General features: G+C 52.5%; 14 protein-coding genes, 1 other RNA gene and 2 pseudogenes. 8 read left to right on the plus strand and 9 right to left on the minus strand.

Annotated features, from left to right (window positions below):
- The 5 genes and pseudogenes from ACWYRJ_RS18745 to ffh form a co-directional block, all read right to left on the minus strand.
- A pseudogene (locus tag ACWYRJ_RS18745) lies at positions 1 to 67 on the minus strand (50S ribosomal protein L19); the annotation flags it as partial.
- 43 nt (positions 68 to 110) lie between these two features.
- The gene (trmD, locus tag ACWYRJ_RS18750) at positions 111 to 878 is read right to left on the minus strand and encodes a tRNA (guanosine(37)-N1)-methyltransferase TrmD (RefSeq protein ID WP_249577047.1); all 768 of its coding nucleotides are present in this window, start codon (positions 876 to 878) and stop codon (positions 111 to 113) included.
- 31 nt (positions 879 to 909) lie between these two features.
- Positions 910 to 1449, minus strand: a complete 540-nt coding sequence (rimM, locus tag ACWYRJ_RS18755) for a ribosome maturation factor RimM (protein WP_164850638.1) — start codon at positions 1447 to 1449, stop codon at positions 910 to 912.
- A 15-nt stretch (positions 1450 to 1464) separates the two neighbouring features.
- The gene (rpsP, locus tag ACWYRJ_RS18760; protein WP_003863133.1) at positions 1465 to 1713 is read right to left on the minus strand and encodes a 30S ribosomal protein S16; all 249 of its coding nucleotides are present in this window, start codon (positions 1711 to 1713) and stop codon (positions 1465 to 1467) included.
- A gap of 116 nt (positions 1714 to 1829) precedes the next feature.
- Positions 1830 to 3191, minus strand: coding sequence for a signal recognition particle protein (gene ffh / locus ACWYRJ_RS18765; RefSeq protein ID WP_014884878.1), 1362 nt, complete (start codon positions 3189 to 3191; stop codon positions 1830 to 1832).
- Positions 3192 to 3357: 166 nt separating this feature from the next.
- On the opposite strand from ffh, the gene ACWYRJ_RS18770 reads away from it, so the two are divergent.
- Positions 3358 to 4149 (plus strand): cytochrome C assembly family protein, encoded by a 792-nt coding sequence (locus tag ACWYRJ_RS18770; protein WP_032623031.1) that lies wholly within the window; start codon positions 3358 to 3360, stop codon positions 4147 to 4149.
- 18 nt (positions 4150 to 4167) lie between these two features.
- Positions 4168 to 5454: an HlyC/CorC family transporter gene (locus ACWYRJ_RS18775; RefSeq protein WP_039263458.1), complete on the plus strand. Its 1287-nt coding sequence runs from the start codon at positions 4168 to 4170 to the stop codon at positions 5452 to 5454.
- A 52-nt stretch (positions 5455 to 5506) separates the two neighbouring features.
- Here the strand turns inward: ACWYRJ_RS18775 and grpE are convergent, their stop codons facing one another.
- Complete coding sequence (gene grpE / locus ACWYRJ_RS18780) at positions 5507 to 6100, minus strand: nucleotide exchange factor GrpE (RefSeq protein WP_136195203.1); 594 nt, start codon at positions 6098 to 6100, stop codon at positions 5507 to 5509.
- Positions 6101 to 6222: 122 nt separating this feature from the next.
- Between grpE and nadK the strand changes: the two genes are divergently transcribed.
- The 3 genes from nadK (at position 6223) to bamE (ending at position 9325) form a co-directional block, all read left to right on the plus strand.
- A complete protein-coding gene (nadK, locus tag ACWYRJ_RS18785; protein ID WP_008502500.1) occupies positions 6223 to 7101 on the plus strand; it encodes an NAD(+) kinase in 879 nt (292 codons plus the stop codon).
- Between the two features lie 85 nt (positions 7102 to 7186).
- The gene (gene recN / locus ACWYRJ_RS18790) at positions 7187 to 8848 is read left to right on the plus strand and encodes a DNA repair protein RecN (protein ID WP_023616819.1); all 1662 of its coding nucleotides are present in this window, start codon (positions 7187 to 7189) and stop codon (positions 8846 to 8848) included.
- A gap of 138 nt (positions 8849 to 8986) precedes the next feature.
- Positions 8987 to 9325, plus strand: coding sequence for an outer membrane protein assembly factor BamE (bamE, locus tag ACWYRJ_RS18795; RefSeq protein WP_008502502.1), 339 nt, complete (start codon positions 8987 to 8989; stop codon positions 9323 to 9325).
- A 98-nt stretch (positions 9326 to 9423) separates the two neighbouring features.
- On the opposite strand, the gene ACWYRJ_RS18800 is transcribed toward bamE, so the two are convergent.
- On the minus strand, positions 9424 to 9711 hold the full coding sequence (locus ACWYRJ_RS18800) for an RnfH family protein (protein WP_023325903.1): 288 nt from the start codon (positions 9709 to 9711) through the stop codon (positions 9424 to 9426).
- Positions 9701 to 10138: a type II toxin-antitoxin system RatA family toxin gene (locus tag ACWYRJ_RS18805; protein WP_014832955.1), complete on the minus strand. Its 438-nt coding sequence runs from the start codon at positions 10136 to 10138 to the stop codon at positions 9701 to 9703. The genes ACWYRJ_RS18800 and ACWYRJ_RS18805 overlap by 11 nt, the downstream gene beginning before the upstream one ends.
- A gap of 156 nt (positions 10139 to 10294) precedes the next feature.
- On the opposite strand from ACWYRJ_RS18805, the gene smpB reads away from it, so the two are divergent.
- The 3 genes from smpB (at position 10295) to ACWYRJ_RS18820 (ending at position 12674) form a co-directional block, all read left to right on the plus strand.
- A complete protein-coding gene (gene smpB, locus ACWYRJ_RS18810) occupies positions 10295 to 10777 on the plus strand; it encodes an SsrA-binding protein SmpB (protein ID WP_008502505.1) in 483 nt (160 codons plus the stop codon).
- Positions 10778 to 10866: 89 nt separating this feature from the next.
- Positions 10867 to 11229, plus strand: a transfer-messenger RNA (tmRNA) gene (ssrA, locus tag ACWYRJ_RS18815).
- Between the two features lie 203 nt (positions 11230 to 11432).
- Entirely contained in the window at positions 11433 to 12674 is a 1242-nt protein-coding gene (locus ACWYRJ_RS18820; protein WP_016243761.1) for an integrase, read from the plus strand.
- Between the two features lie 57 nt (positions 12675 to 12731).
- Here the strand turns inward: ACWYRJ_RS18820 and ACWYRJ_RS18825 are convergent.
- Positions 12732 to 13400: pseudogene (locus ACWYRJ_RS18825) on the minus strand (hypothetical protein); the annotation flags it as partial.
- Between the last annotated feature and the right edge of the window lie 115 nt (positions 13401 to 13515).

The raw sequence follows: 13515 nt of genomic DNA on the forward strand, positions 1-13515 counted from the left end.
CCGGACGGAAGGAAGGTACGTCCTGCTTCATCTGCTCTTGTTCAAGTTGCTTAATAATGTTGCTCATAATTTAATCTCTTATCCTGGGTAAACTGATATTCGGGAGCGTATTACGCATTCCCATCATGTTCATGCTGCTGGTGCGCGTGTTCATTTTTGAACTCGGCCAGCAACTTTGCTTGCTCTTCAGTCAGAGCCAGGTTTTCCAGAAGTTCAGGTCTTCTAAGCCAGGTTCGGCCCAGCGACTGTTTCAAACGCCAGCGACGTATCTCGGCATGGTTTCCAGACAGTAACACTGCCGGAACTTCCATCCCTTCTAACACTTCAGGACGAGTATAGTGTGGACAGTCCAGCAACCCGTCGGCAAAGGAATCTTCCGTTGCCGAAGCTTCATGGCCCAGAACACCCGGAATAAACCGGGCGACGGAGTCAATCAGCGTCATTGCCGGTAACTCACCACCGCTGAGAACGTAATCGCCGATAGACCATTCTTCGTCAATCTCGGTTTGAATTACGCGCTCATCTATCCCTTCGTAGCGCCCACAGACCAGAATCAGCTTTTGATTCGTCGCCAGTTCGCTCACGCCCGCTTGATCAAGCTTGCGTCCCTGAGGTGACAGATAAATCACCTTTGCGCCTTCACCTGCCGCGGCTTTTGCTGTGTGAATGGCGTCCCGTAAGGGTTGCACCATCATTAGCATCCCCGGTCCGCCGCCGTAAGGACGATCGTCCACGGTACGGTGCCGGTCATGAGTAAAGTCACGAGGACTCCAGCTCTGGATGCTCAGCAGGCCATTCTTTACTGCCCGGCCAGTTACCCCGTAATCGGTAATCGCGCGGAACATTTCAGGAAACAGGCTAATTATGCCAATCCACATAGCGCCGTCTTTTACCGTTTATCCGGAGAATTTAAAAACCAGGATCCCAATCTACTTCAATGGTTTGAGTAGTGAGATCGACTTTCTTGATAACCTGTCCATCGAGGAACGGGACCAACCGCTCCTTGATGCCAAATGCATCTTTCAGGTTTGCCTTAATGACGAGAACGTCATTTGACCCGGTTTCCATCATATCGATGACTTTCCCCAGGCTGTAGCCTTCGGTAGTGACCACCTGGCAACCCATAAGGTCTTTCCAGTAGTAGTCGCCCTCTTCCAGCTTTGGCAACTGCGACGAATCCACGACAATTTCACAATTAGTCAGCGCATTCGCGGCATCACGATCGTCAACGCCTTTCAGCTTGATGATGATGTCCTGATTGTGGTGACGCCAGCTTTCCAGCTCGACCTCTTCCCACTTACCGCCTTTCTGGATGAACCAGGGCTGGTAATCAAAAATGCTATCAGCGTCTTCAGTGGAGGAAAACACTCTGAGCCAACCACGGATACCGTAGCAAGAACCCATTTTTCCCAATACGATCGGTTCAACAGGTGCTTTACTGCTCATCATGACCACCGTGACAGATTAAGCTGCTTTGTTTGCTGCTTTGATCAGCGTAGCAACGCGATCGGAAACAGTAGCGCCCTGGCCAACCCAGTGAGCGATACGATCCAGATCCAGACGAGTTTCTTCTTCTGCGCCAGCGGCCAGTGGGTTGAAGAAACCAACGCGCTCGATGAAGCGACCGTTGCGTGCATTACGGCTGTCAGTCACAACAACCTGGTAGAACGGACGCTTTTTAGCGCCGTGACGTGCTAAACGAATAGTTACCATAACATCCTCTTGTGTGAATAAAACAACCGGGCCCCATCGAGGAACGGAGCCCGGGTGTCATATTAAAAGCCCGAAAATTTTACTCATTTTCGGGCAAAAAGCAATCTCAAAAGCGATTAACGCCCTGGAAAACCGGGAGGCATCATCCCTTTCATCCCACGCATCATCTTCGCCATGCCGCCTTTCTTCATTTTCTTCATCATGCGCTGCATGTCGTCGAACTGTTTCAGAAGGCGGTTAACGTCCTGCACCTGCATGCCGCAACCGGCTGCGATACGGCGTTTACGGGAACCTTTGATGATGTCCGGGTTAGCGCGCTCTTTCAGCGTCATCGAATTGATGATCGCCTCCATACGCACCAGCACCTTGTCATCCATCTGCGCTTTCACGTTGTCAGGGATCTGGCCCATGCCCGGCAGTTTGCCCATCAGGCTGGCCATGCCGCCCATGTTTTTCATCTGACGCAGCTGCTCAAGGAAGTCGGTGAGATCGAACCCGTCTCCTTTTTTCAGCTTGCTGGCGAGTTTCTCAGCCTGCGCGCGGTCAACCTTGCTCTCGATATCTTCGATCAGAGACAGCACGTCGCCCATGCCGAGGATACGGGAGGCAATACGGTCCGGGTGGAACGGCTCCAGCGCTTCGGTTTTCTCGCCCACGCCGAGGAATTTGATCGGCTTGCCGGTGATGTGGCGAATCGAGAGGGCCGCACCGCCGCGGGCGTCACCGTCCACTTTGGTCAGCACGACGCCGGTTAACGGCAGCGCTTCGTTAAATGCTTTCGCGGTATTCGCCGCATCCTGACCGGTCATGGCGTCGACAACAAACAGGGTCTCTACCGGGTTGATAGAGGCGTGCACCTGCTTGATCTCGTCCATCATCGCTTCGTCAACGTGCAGACGACCGGCGGTATCCACCAGCAGCACGTCGTAGAATTTCAGCTTCGCCTCTTTCAGCGCGGCGTTAACGATGTCGACAGGCTTCTGCGCCACGTCGGACGGGAAGAAATCCACGCCAACCTGCTCAGCCAGAGTTTCCAGCTGCTTGATCGCCGCCGGGCGATAGACGTCCGCAGAGACCACCAGCACTTTCTTCTTGTGCTTTTCGCGCAGGAATTTACCCAGCTTACCGACGCTGGTGGTTTTACCCGCACCCTGCAGGCCCGCCATCAGCACCACGGCCGGTGGCTGAGCGGCCAGGTTAAGCACCTGGTTCTCTTCGCCCATCGCCGAAACCAGTTCATTACGAACGATTTTGACGAACTCCTGACCCGGGGTCAGGCTCTTGTTAACTTCATGACCAACCGCCTTCTCTTTTACGCGGTTGATAAAATCACGAACAACCGGCAACGCGACGTCTGCTTCCAGCAGCGCCATGCGCACTTCGCGCAGCGTTTCCTTGATGTTCTCTTCAGTAAGGCGTCCGCGGCCGCTGATGTTGCGCAGCGTGCGCGACAAACGATCGGTTAAATTATCAAACATTGTCTCTCGCCTGAGTAGAAACGTTGGGCCGCATTGAGCGACACATACACAGAATTTTGCCGGAGTATAACATGAAGGCGCCTTTGTTGTTATGCAACGGTTGGAGCAGGCGTCACGTAACGTTATACTGCTTCTCTTTCTTATTAAGACAACTGTCGATGCCTATATGCCTGTTTTCGCACTGATCGCCCTTGTTGCCTACTCTGTCAGCCTCGCGCTGATTATTCCCGGACTGCTGCAAAAAAACAGCGGCTGGCGGCGCATGGCTATTCTTTCGGCGGTGATCGCACTGATTAGCCACGCCTTTGCGCTGGAATCACGCATCATCCCCGGTGACGGCAGCGTGCAAAACCTGAGCGTCCTCAACGTCGGCTCGCTGGTCAGCCTGATGATCTGTACGGTAATGACCATCGTCGCGTCTAAAAATCGCGGCTGGCTGCTGCTGCCAATTGTCTACACCTTCGCGCTGATCAATCTGGCCCTCGCCACCTTTATGCCTAATGAGTTCATTACGCATCTGGAGGCGACGCCGGGGATGCTGGTGCATATCGGCCTGTCGCTCTTTGCCTACGCGACGCTGATCATCGCCGCGCTTTACGCCATGCAGCTCGCCTGGATTGACTACCAGCTGAAAAACAAAAAGCTGGCCTTTAACCATGAAATGCCGCCGCTGATGGTCATTGAGCGTAAGATGTTCCACATCACCCAGGTGGGGGTGGTGCTGCTGACGCTCACGCTCTGCACGGGGCTGTTTTACATGAAGAACCTGTTCAGCGTGGAGAATATCGATAAAGCGGTGCTCTCTATCATCGCGTGGTTTGTCTATATTGTCCTGTTATGGGGCCATTATCATGAAGGCTGGCGCGGTCGTCGCGTGGTCTGGTTCAACGTCGCGGGTGCGGGCATTCTCACCCTTGCCTATTTTGGCAGCCGCTTCATACAGCAATTTGCTGGCTAAGAAACAAAGGAGTTCCCCCTGGAACACATCTCTACCACCACGCTGATCGTTATCCTGATCGTCATGGTGGTCATCTCCGCCTATTTCTCGGGCTCGGAAACCGGCATGATGACCTTAAACCGCTACCGGTTACGTCATCGTGCTAAACAGGGTAACCGCGCCGCACGTCGCGTTGAAAAGCTGCTCCGCAAGCCGGATCGACTGATAAGCCTGGTGCTCATCGGCAACAACCTCGTCAACATTCTGGCCTCTGCCCTCGGCACCATCGTCGGGATGCGCCTCTACGGCAATGCCGGGGTGGCGATTGCCACCGGCGTGCTGACGTTCGTGGTGCTGGTGTTTGCCGAAGTGCTGCCGAAAACCATCGCCGCGCTTTATCCTGAGAAAGTTGCCTACCCGAGCAGCTTCCTGCTGGCACCGCTGCTGATCCTGATGATGCCGCTGGTCTGGCTGCTGAACATGGTGACGCGCGTACTGATGCGGATGGTGGGAATCAAAGCCGATGTCACCATCAGCAGCGCACTCAGCAAAGAGGAGCTGCGCACCATTGTGAATGAATCCCGCTCGCAGATCTCCCGGCGCAATCAGGACATGCTCCTGTCGGTGCTGGATCTGGAAAAGGTGAGCGTGAACGACATCATGGTGCCGCGTAACGAAATCGTCGGTATCGACATCAATGACGACTGGAAAGCCATCGTTCGCCAGCTGACGCACTCCCCGCACGGGCGCATTGTGCTCTATCGTGATTCACTGGATGACGCCATCAGCATGCTCCGCGTGCGCGAAGCCTACCGTCTGATGACCGAGAAAAAAGAGTTCACCAAAGAGGTGATGCTGCGCGCCGCCGACGAAATTTACTACGTGCCGGAAGGAACGCCGCTCAGCACGCAGCTGGTAAAATTCCAGCGAAACAAGAAGAAGGTCGGTCTGGTGGTCAACGAGTACGGCGATATCCAGGGGCTGGTGACGGTCGAAGATATTCTGGAAGAGATTGTCGGGGACTTTACTACCTCAATGTCGCCTTCCCTCGCAGAAGAGGTCACCCCGCAAAACGATGGCTCGGTGCTGATTGACGGCAGCGCGAACATTCGTGAACTCAACAAAGCCTTTAACTGGCATTTACCGGAAGATGAGGCTCGCACCATTAACGGGATGATTCTGGAAGCGCTGGAAGAGATCCCGGCAGCGGGCACGCGGGTGCGCATTGAGCAGTATGATATTGATATCCTGGACGTGCAGGACAATATGATTAAGCAGGTGAAAGTCCTGCCCGTAAAACCCCTGCGCGAAAGTATCGCGGAGTAAGGTTGTAGGCCGGGTAAGGCGAACGCCGTTACCCGGCACTACGGATAGCGAATTACGCTTTCGCTTTCGCCACGGTCACCATCGCCGCGCGAATGGTACGGCCGTTCAGGGTGTAACCTTTCTGCATTACGCCCAGTACTTTACCGGCTTCAATCTCTTCAGATTCAACCATCGCAATCGCCTGGTGAACGTTTGGATCCAGCGGAACGTCGGTATCGGCAATCACTTCCACGCCAAACTTACGCACCACGTCGAGCATGGATTTCAGCGTCAGTTCGATGCCTTCGATCATCGCCGCGTTGTCCGGATTCGCTTTGTCAGCCACTTCCAGCGCGCGATCGAGGCTATCGATCACCGGCAGCAGTTCGTTGACGAATTTCTCCAGCGCGAACTTGTGCGCCTTCTCAACGTCCTGCTCGGTACGACGACGCAGGTTTTCCATTTCCGCCTTGATGCGCAGAACACTCTCGCGTTCGCGATTCTGTGCTTCTACCAGTTGGGCTTCCAGATTCGCAATTTTTTCATCGCGCGGGTCCACCTGCTCAGCAGATGCGTCTGGCTCTACAGCCTCAACTTCATCGTGCTGTTCCGTGATAATTTCTTCAGGGGCTTGCCCCTCAGGCGTTTTCTGTTCTTTACTACTCATGAATTTCTCCGCGTTTTTCTGCATTCATCTCGCTAACTTCGCTTATTATGGGGATCAGTTTCCGGGATTCAAGGGAACAAGACAGATTGTCATCATTCATCAGGCACAAGGACCTCCAGAAAATGAATAATCATTTCAGGTGTATTGGGATCGTCGGGCATCCGCGTCACCCTACCGCACTAACGACACATGAAATGTTGTATCGCTGGTTGTGTAGCAAAGGCTATGAAGTGATGGTCGAGCAGCAGATTGCTCAGGAGCTGCAGCTGAAGAGCGTCAAAACCGGCACGCTGGCGGAAATTGGCCAACAGGCCGATCTCGCCGTGGTGGTGGGCGGCGACGGCAACATGCTAGGCGCGGCACGCACGCTGGCGCGTTATGACATCAAGGTCATAGGCATCAACCGTGGCAATCTCGGTTTTTTAACCGATCTCGACCCGGACAATGCCCAGCAGCAGCTGGCCGACGTGCTGGAAGGCCACTATATCAGTGAAAAACGTTTTTTACTGGAGGCACAGGTGTGCCAGCAGGACTGTCAGAAGCGCATCAGCACCGCGATTAACGAGGTCGTGCTTCATCCCGGAAAAGTGGCGCACATGATCGAGTTTGAAGTCTATATCGACGAGATCTTTGCCTTCTCCCAGCGTTCTGACGGGCTGATTATCTCCACCCCGACCGGCTCAACCGCCTACTCGCTGTCTGCCGGCGGCCCGATCCTGACCCCCTCTCTGGACGCCATTACCCTGGTGCCAATGTTCCCGCACACGCTCTCCGCCCGCCCGCTGGTCATCAACGGCGACAGCACGATCCGTCTGCGCTTCTCGCACCGCCGTAACGACCTGGAGATCAGCTGCGACAGCCAGATAGCGCTGCCAATTCAGGAAGGTGAAGATGTGCTTATTCGCAGGTGTGATTACCACCTGAACTTAATTCATCCGAAAGATTACAGCTATTTCAACACATTAAGCTCAAAGCTAGGCTGGTCAAAAAAATTGTTCTGATTTTGCATCCAGGACTTTACTGTATATAAAACCAGTTTATACTGTATGAAAACACAGTCATGGTTTTTCATACAGGAAAACAATTATGCTGGCACAACTGACCATCAGCAACTTTGCCATTGTTCGTGAGCTTGAGATCGATTTCCACAGCGGCATGACGGCGATCACCGGGGAAACCGGTGCAGGTAAATCCATTGCCATTGATGCCCTCGGCTTGTGCCTTGGCGGCCGCGCCGAGGGGGACATGGTGCGCATGGGCGCAAACCGTGCCGACCTGTGCGCCCGCTTCTCCCTGAAAGACACCCCTGCCGCCCAGCGCTGGCTGGAACAGAACCAGCTTGAAGATGGACGTGAGTGTTTACTTCGCCGCGTGATCAGCAGCGACGGTCGCTCCCGCGGCTTTATCAACGGCACGGCGGTCCCGCTCTCCCAGCTTCGTGAACTCGGCCAGCTGCTTATTCAGATCCACGGTCAGCACGCGCATCAGCAACTCGTCAAACCCGAACAGCAGAAAGCGCTGCTGGATGGCTATGCGGGTGAGTACGCGCTTACTCAGCTTATGGCCGAGCACTATCGCCAGTGGCATCAGAGCTGCCGCGAGCTCGCTCAGCACCAGCAGCAAAGCCAGGAGCGTGCCGCCCGCGCGGAGCTGCTGGAATACCAGCTCAAAGAGCTGAATGAATTTAACCCGCAGGCGGGTGAGTTTGAGCAAATCGACGAAGAGTACAAGCGCCTGGCGAACAGCGGGCATCTGCTCTCAACCAGTCAGAATGCGCTCAACCTGCTGGCGGATGGCGAAGACGTGAACCTGCAGAGCCAGCTGTATAACGTCCGCCAGCTGCTTACCGAACTGGTCGGCATGGACAGCAAACTTTCTGGCGTCCTGGACATGCTGGAAGAGGCGGCCATTCAGATCTCTGAAGCCGGTGACGAACTGCGTCACTACTGTGAGCGTCTGGATCTCGACCCGAACCGTCTGTTTGAGCTGGAACAGCGTATCTCCCGTCAGATCTCGCTGGCGCGCAAGCACCACGTTACGCCGGAAGAACTGCCGGGTTACTATCAGTCTCTGCTGGAAGAACAGCAGCAGCTTGACGATCAGGCAGACTCGCTGGAAACCCTCTCCCTGGCGGTGAGCCTGCACCATGAACAGGCGCTGGCCACAGCGCAAAAGCTGCATGAAATCCGTCAGCACTATGCTCAGGAGTTAAGCCAGCATATTACCGATAGCATGCACACGCTGGCGATGCCGCACGGCGTCTTCACCATTGACGTTCGCTTTGAAGAGAATCACCTGACGGCGGAAGGTGCGGATCGCATCGAATTCCGCGTCACCACCAACCCGGGGCAGCCCTTACAGGCCATCTCCAAAGTGGCCTCCGGCGGTGAACTGTCGCGTATTGCGCTGGCGATTCAGGTGATCACCGCGCGTAAAATGGACACCCCGGCGCTGATTTTCGATGAAGTGGATGTCGGCATCAGCGGCCCGACGGCGGCGGTGGTGGGTAAACTGCTACGCCAGCTCGGCGAATCCACGCAGGTGATGTGTGTCACCCACCTGCCGCAGGTCGCGGGCTGTGGCCATCATCACTTTATCGTCAGCAAAGAAACCGACGGTGAAATGACCGAAACGCACATGAAGCCGCTGGATAAACGTGCGCGTCTGCAGGAGCTGGCACGCCTGCTCGGCGGCAGCGAAGTCACGCGTAATACGCTTGCGAACGCGAAAGAACTGCTGGCGGCATAAACTTTTTCGGGATCTCAGGGTCATACAGAACAACAAAAACGCCGCCAGACCGGTTTCAAAGTTGGGCAAGGTCTATTATCATCGGCATATTACATATGAGCCGCGTTCTGCTCGGGCCCGAAAAGGAATCAAATCACTATGCGTTGTAAAATGCTGACCGCTGCCGCAGCGGTTCTTCTGATGTTGACCGCAGGCTGTTCCACTCTGGAGAAAGTGGTTTACCGTCCTGACATCAACCAGGGGAACTACCTTACCCCTAACGATGTGTCCAAAATCCGCGTGGGGATGACACAACAGCAGGTCGCTTATGCACTGGGAACCCCGATGATGTCCGATCCGTTCGGCACTAACACCTGGTTCTATGTATTCCGTCAGAAGCCGGGCCATGAAGATGCAACCCAGCAGACCCTTACGCTGACCTTCAGCAGCGCCGGTGTGTTGACCAACATCGACAACAAGCCTGCCCTGACCAAATAATCCGGTGTCAGAAATGCAAAAAGGTGCTCATTGAGCCCCTTTTTTGTTTTGTGTTGATCCCCTCGCCGCTTTGGGGAGAGGGTAAGGGGAAGAAAGCGCTACTTACTGGCCTTCTCCGCGCGCTGACGACGCAGCTCTTTCGGGTCGGCAATCAGCGGACGATAAATCTCCACCCGGTCGCCCTCTTTCAGCACATCGCCCAGCTTCACCGGACGGCTATAAATCCCGACCTTGTTCTTCGCCAGGTCGATATCGCTGCGAAGCTCAAGTATGCCGGAAGCGCGGATCGCCTCTTCTACGGTTGCACCCTCTTCCAGCGTCACTCGCTGCAGATACTGCTTTTCCGGCAACGCGTACACCACTTCTACAGCAATCTTATGCGACACTGTAAACCTCTTTGGCGCGGGTGGTGAACGCCTGAACCATATTCGATGCCAGCTCTTTAAAGATGCGGCCAAACGCCAGCTCAATCAGCTTATTGGTGAACTCGAAGTCCAGATGGAACTCAATGCGGCAGGCGTCAGCGCTCAGCGGCGTAAACTTCCAGCCCCCCATCAGGGTCTTAAACGGACCATCCACCAGATGCATCAAAATACTCTGATTGCTGGTCAGCGTATTGCGGGTGGTGAACGTCTTGCTGATCCCCGCTTTAGAGACATCCACCGCCGCGGTCATCTGCGTCGGCCCGGACTCCAGAACGCGGCTCCCGGTGCATCCCGGAATAAATTCTGGATAAGACTGAACATCGTTCACTAACTGATACATTTGTTCCGCGCTGTAAGGCACAAGCGCAGTACGGCTAATCTGAGGCATAGCATTTCCCATGGTCACACAACGGACAAATAATAACATTTATCACCTGTTAAAAAAACGCTAAGCCTCATCTCGTGCTAAGATAGCGCGTTAGACCTCACAGGACGCAATGAGGTGACTTTTTGAAATCAGATTACCGACGGCTTTACGACACTTATGACGAAGAAAAAAGCACATAAACCAGGCTCGGCGACCATTGCGCTCAACAAGCGTGCTCGCCACGAGTATTTCATTGAAGAAGAATTCGAAGCTGGCCTTGCGTTGCAGGGCTGGGAAGTAAAATCGCTGCGCGCCGGGAAAGCCAACATCGGCGATAGCTACGTGATCCTGAAAGATGGCGAAGCCTTCCTGTTCGGCGCAAACTTTACGCCGCTGACCGTCGCCTCCTCACACTACGTGTGTGACCCAACGCGCACGCGTAAATTGCTGCTGAACAAGCGTGAACTGGAATCCCTCTACGGACGCATCAACCGTGAAGGTTTCACCGTGGTCGCCCTGTCTCTGTACTGGAAAAACGCCTGGTGCAAAGTGAAAGTTGGCGTCGCGAAGGGTAAAAAACAGCACGATAAACGCACTGACCTGAAAGAGCGCGAATGGCAGTTGGACAAAGCGCGCATTATGAAAAACGCAGGACGTTGATTCTGCACACTTATTGTACTATTCAATAAGTTAGCGTTCCGGGCTGGTATCCAGGAAGTGAAATCTGGTATACTCAGTTCAACACTATTGGGGCTGATTCTGGATTCGACGGGATTTGCGAAACCCAAGGTGCATGCCGAGGGGCGGTTTGCCTCGTTAAAAGCCGCAAAAAATAGTCGCAAACGACGAAAACTACGCTTTAGCAGCTTAATAACCTGCTCTGAGCCCTCTCTCCCTAGCTTCCGCTCTTAAGACGGGGATCAAAGAGAGGTCAAACCCAAAAGAGATCGCGTGGAAGCCCTGCCTGGGGTTGAAGCGTTAAAACTAATCAGGCTAGTTCGTTAGTGGCGTGTCTGTCCGCAGCTGGCGTGCGAATGTAAAGACAAACTAAGCATGTAGTACCGAGGATGTAGAAATTTCGGACGCGGGTTCAACTCCCGCCAGCTCCACCAAAATTCTCCATCGGTGATTACCAGAGTCATCCGATGAAGTCCTAAGAGCCCGCACGGCGCAAGCCCTGCGGGCTTTTTTGTGCCCTCAATTTGTCCCGCGAAGTCCGAAGAGAACTAATTAAATCCGAACCTTTTAGGCCCATTGATAGGCCCAACAAAAAGCTCTATTGTTTTCGTTGGGCCTAAACGCATGGAGATTCCCCATGGCAAGAAAAACCAAGCCGTTAACCGATACGGAAATCAAAGCCGCCAAACCTAAAGATGCCGATTACCAGCTGTATGATGGGGACGGGCTTACTCTATTAATCAAGTCCAGTGGTAGTAAGCTCTGGCAGTTCCGTTACTATCGACCGCTGACAAAACAGCGAACCAAACAGAGCTTCGGTGCCTACCCTGCAGTCTCCCTTTCTGATGCGCGTAAACTCAGAGCTGAATCTCGAGTTTTGTTGGCGAAAGACATTGATCCTCAGGATCATCAGAAAGAACAGGTAAGAAATTCTCAAGAGGCTAAAACCAACACTTTCCTGTTAGTTGCCGAGCGTTGGTGGAATGTGAAGAAAACCAGCGTAACAGAGGACTATGCCGACGATATCTGGCGCTCGCTTGAGAGAGATGTTTTCCCAGCAATCGGTGATATCAGTGTCACTGAGATTAAGGCTCATACTCTGGTTAAAGCAGTGCAGCCGGTTCAGGCCAGAGGTGCATTAGAGACAGTCCGACGCCTTTGTCAGCGTATTAACGAGGTCATGATTTATGCGCAGAACACAGGCTTGATTGATGCAGTTCCCAGTGTAAATATCGGAAAAGCGTTTGAGAAACCGCAAAAGAAAAACATGCCAAGCATACGCCCGGATCAACTTCCACAGCTAATGCAGACTATGCGTACGGCAAGTATCAACTTGTCCACAAGATGTCTATTCATGTGGCAACTTCTCACCATCACCCGTCCTGCCGAAGCTGCTGAGGCTCGATGGGATGAGATCGATTTTGATGCTAACGAATGGAAAATTCCTGCAGCCCGAATGAAGATGAACCGAGACCATACGGTTCCACTATCCGATGAGGCTCTCTCTGTACTGGAAATGATGAAGTCACTTAGTGGTGGCCGAGAATTTATTTTTCCCAGTCGCATTAAGCCGACCCAGCCAATGAACAGCCAAACAGTTAATGCAGCCCTTAAGCGTGCTGGCTTAGGAGGCGTTCTCGTATCACATGGTTTACGTTCTATCGCTAGTACGGCGCTCAATGAGGAAGGATTTCCGCCTGATGTTATTGAGGCTGCACTTGCTCATGTGGATAAGAATGAGGTTCGTCGCGCTTACAATCGAAGTGACTATCTTGAGCAACGACGACCGATGATGCAGTGGTGGGCTGATTTTGTTAAAGCAGCAGATAGCGGCAGCATTGTGAATAGTAGGGTTAGGGGAATACGTCTTGTAGGATGAATCCTTTATCAGCACCCATATGGGTGCTGATAACTCGCCTATAGGTAGTACGGAATTTTACCCTTTGGTTTTCTTTTTTCTAGTAACCGTATTATCTAAAGCCAATTTGATACTTTCAATATTTCTTGACCAGTTCTTTATAATGGTATCTGCCAACGCATCAGGGCTCATTGTTGATATCCGGTATTTTTTACTTTGATTATTAATTTCAAAATTTGACTCTTCGACAAATTTCCATAAGGGGTCAATGAGGTCATTCACCGCAGCTGCTTTACTTTTCCACCCACCTTCAGGTACGGAGCTATTGATTAAATAAACAAGCTTATCCTGAATTATTCGATACACTTCTGATTTACTGTTCCCACCTTCTTTTCCGGCCTTAGCTCTAACATGTGATAATTTTTTTTGGGTACATACAGAAACATGAAACCATGACATACCAATACATCTGTCAAATAATTCAGCTGACTTAATGAACGCTTTAATAGCAACACATTCATTCTCCGACATAACTGACTTTCCCCATTGATAAGACATTGAGGCAAAAAATAGATGTGATTTAAACACATCATTAATTAAAAAAGGATCCTGAATAAGATGACAAAATGTTTCCCTGAAAATACGTGATTTTAACTGTTTCCAGCATTCCTGAGCTGGATCATATAATTCTGTATATTCCTCTTTTAATTGCTCCACTCCGTCAACAGTAGAATATTTATGGCTTTGTTGAATAAATCGAACTTTTGCTGAGTTGAAGGATCAGATCACGTATCTTCCCGACAACGCAGACCGTTCCGTGGCAAAGCAAAAGTTCAAAATCACCAACTGGCCCACCTACAAT

The sequence above is a fragment of the Enterobacter sp. genome (assembly GCF_977039595.1).

Bases quoted from the DNA above. Each gene is read 5' to 3' on its own strand.
- ACWYRJ_RS18770 (WP_032623031.1), top strand. From the start codon at position 3,358: ATGCCTGTTTTCGCACTGATCGCCCTTGTTGCCTACTCTGTCAGCCTC.
- trmD (WP_249577047.1), bottom strand. From the start codon at position 878: ATGTGGATTGGCATAATTAGCCTGTTTCCTGAAATGTTCCGCGCGATT.
- ACWYRJ_RS18820 (WP_016243761.1), top strand. From the start codon at position 11,433: ATGGCAAGAAAAACCAAGCCGTTAACCGATACGGAAATCAAAGCCGCC.
- bamE (WP_008502502.1), top strand. From the start codon at position 8,987: ATGCGTTGTAAAATGCTGACCGCTGCCGCAGCGGTTCTTCTGATGTTG.
- recN (WP_023616819.1), top strand. From the start codon at position 7,187: ATGCTGGCACAACTGACCATCAGCAACTTTGCCATTGTTCGTGAGCTT.
- rpsP (WP_003863133.1), bottom strand. From the start codon at position 1,713: ATGGTAACTATTCGTTTAGCACGTCACGGCGCTAAAAAGCGTCCGTTC.
- ACWYRJ_RS18805 (WP_014832955.1), bottom strand. From the start codon at position 10,138: ATGCCTCAGATTAGCCGTACTGCGCTTGTGCCTTACAGCGCGGAACAA.
- ffh (WP_014884878.1), bottom strand. From the start codon at position 3,191: ATGTTTGATAATTTAACCGATCGTTTGTCGCGCACGCTGCGCAACATC.
- grpE (WP_136195203.1), bottom strand. From the start codon at position 6,100: ATGAGTAGTAAAGAACAGAAAACGCCTGAGGGGCAAGCCCCTGAAGAA.
- nadK (WP_008502500.1), top strand. From the start codon at position 6,223: ATGAATAATCATTTCAGGTGTATTGGGATCGTCGGGCATCCGCGTCAC.
- smpB (WP_008502505.1), top strand. From the start codon at position 10,295: ATGACGAAGAAAAAAGCACATAAACCAGGCTCGGCGACCATTGCGCTC.
- rimM (WP_164850638.1), bottom strand. From the start codon at position 1,449: ATGATGAGCAGTAAAGCACCTGTTGAACCGATCGTATTGGGAAAAATG.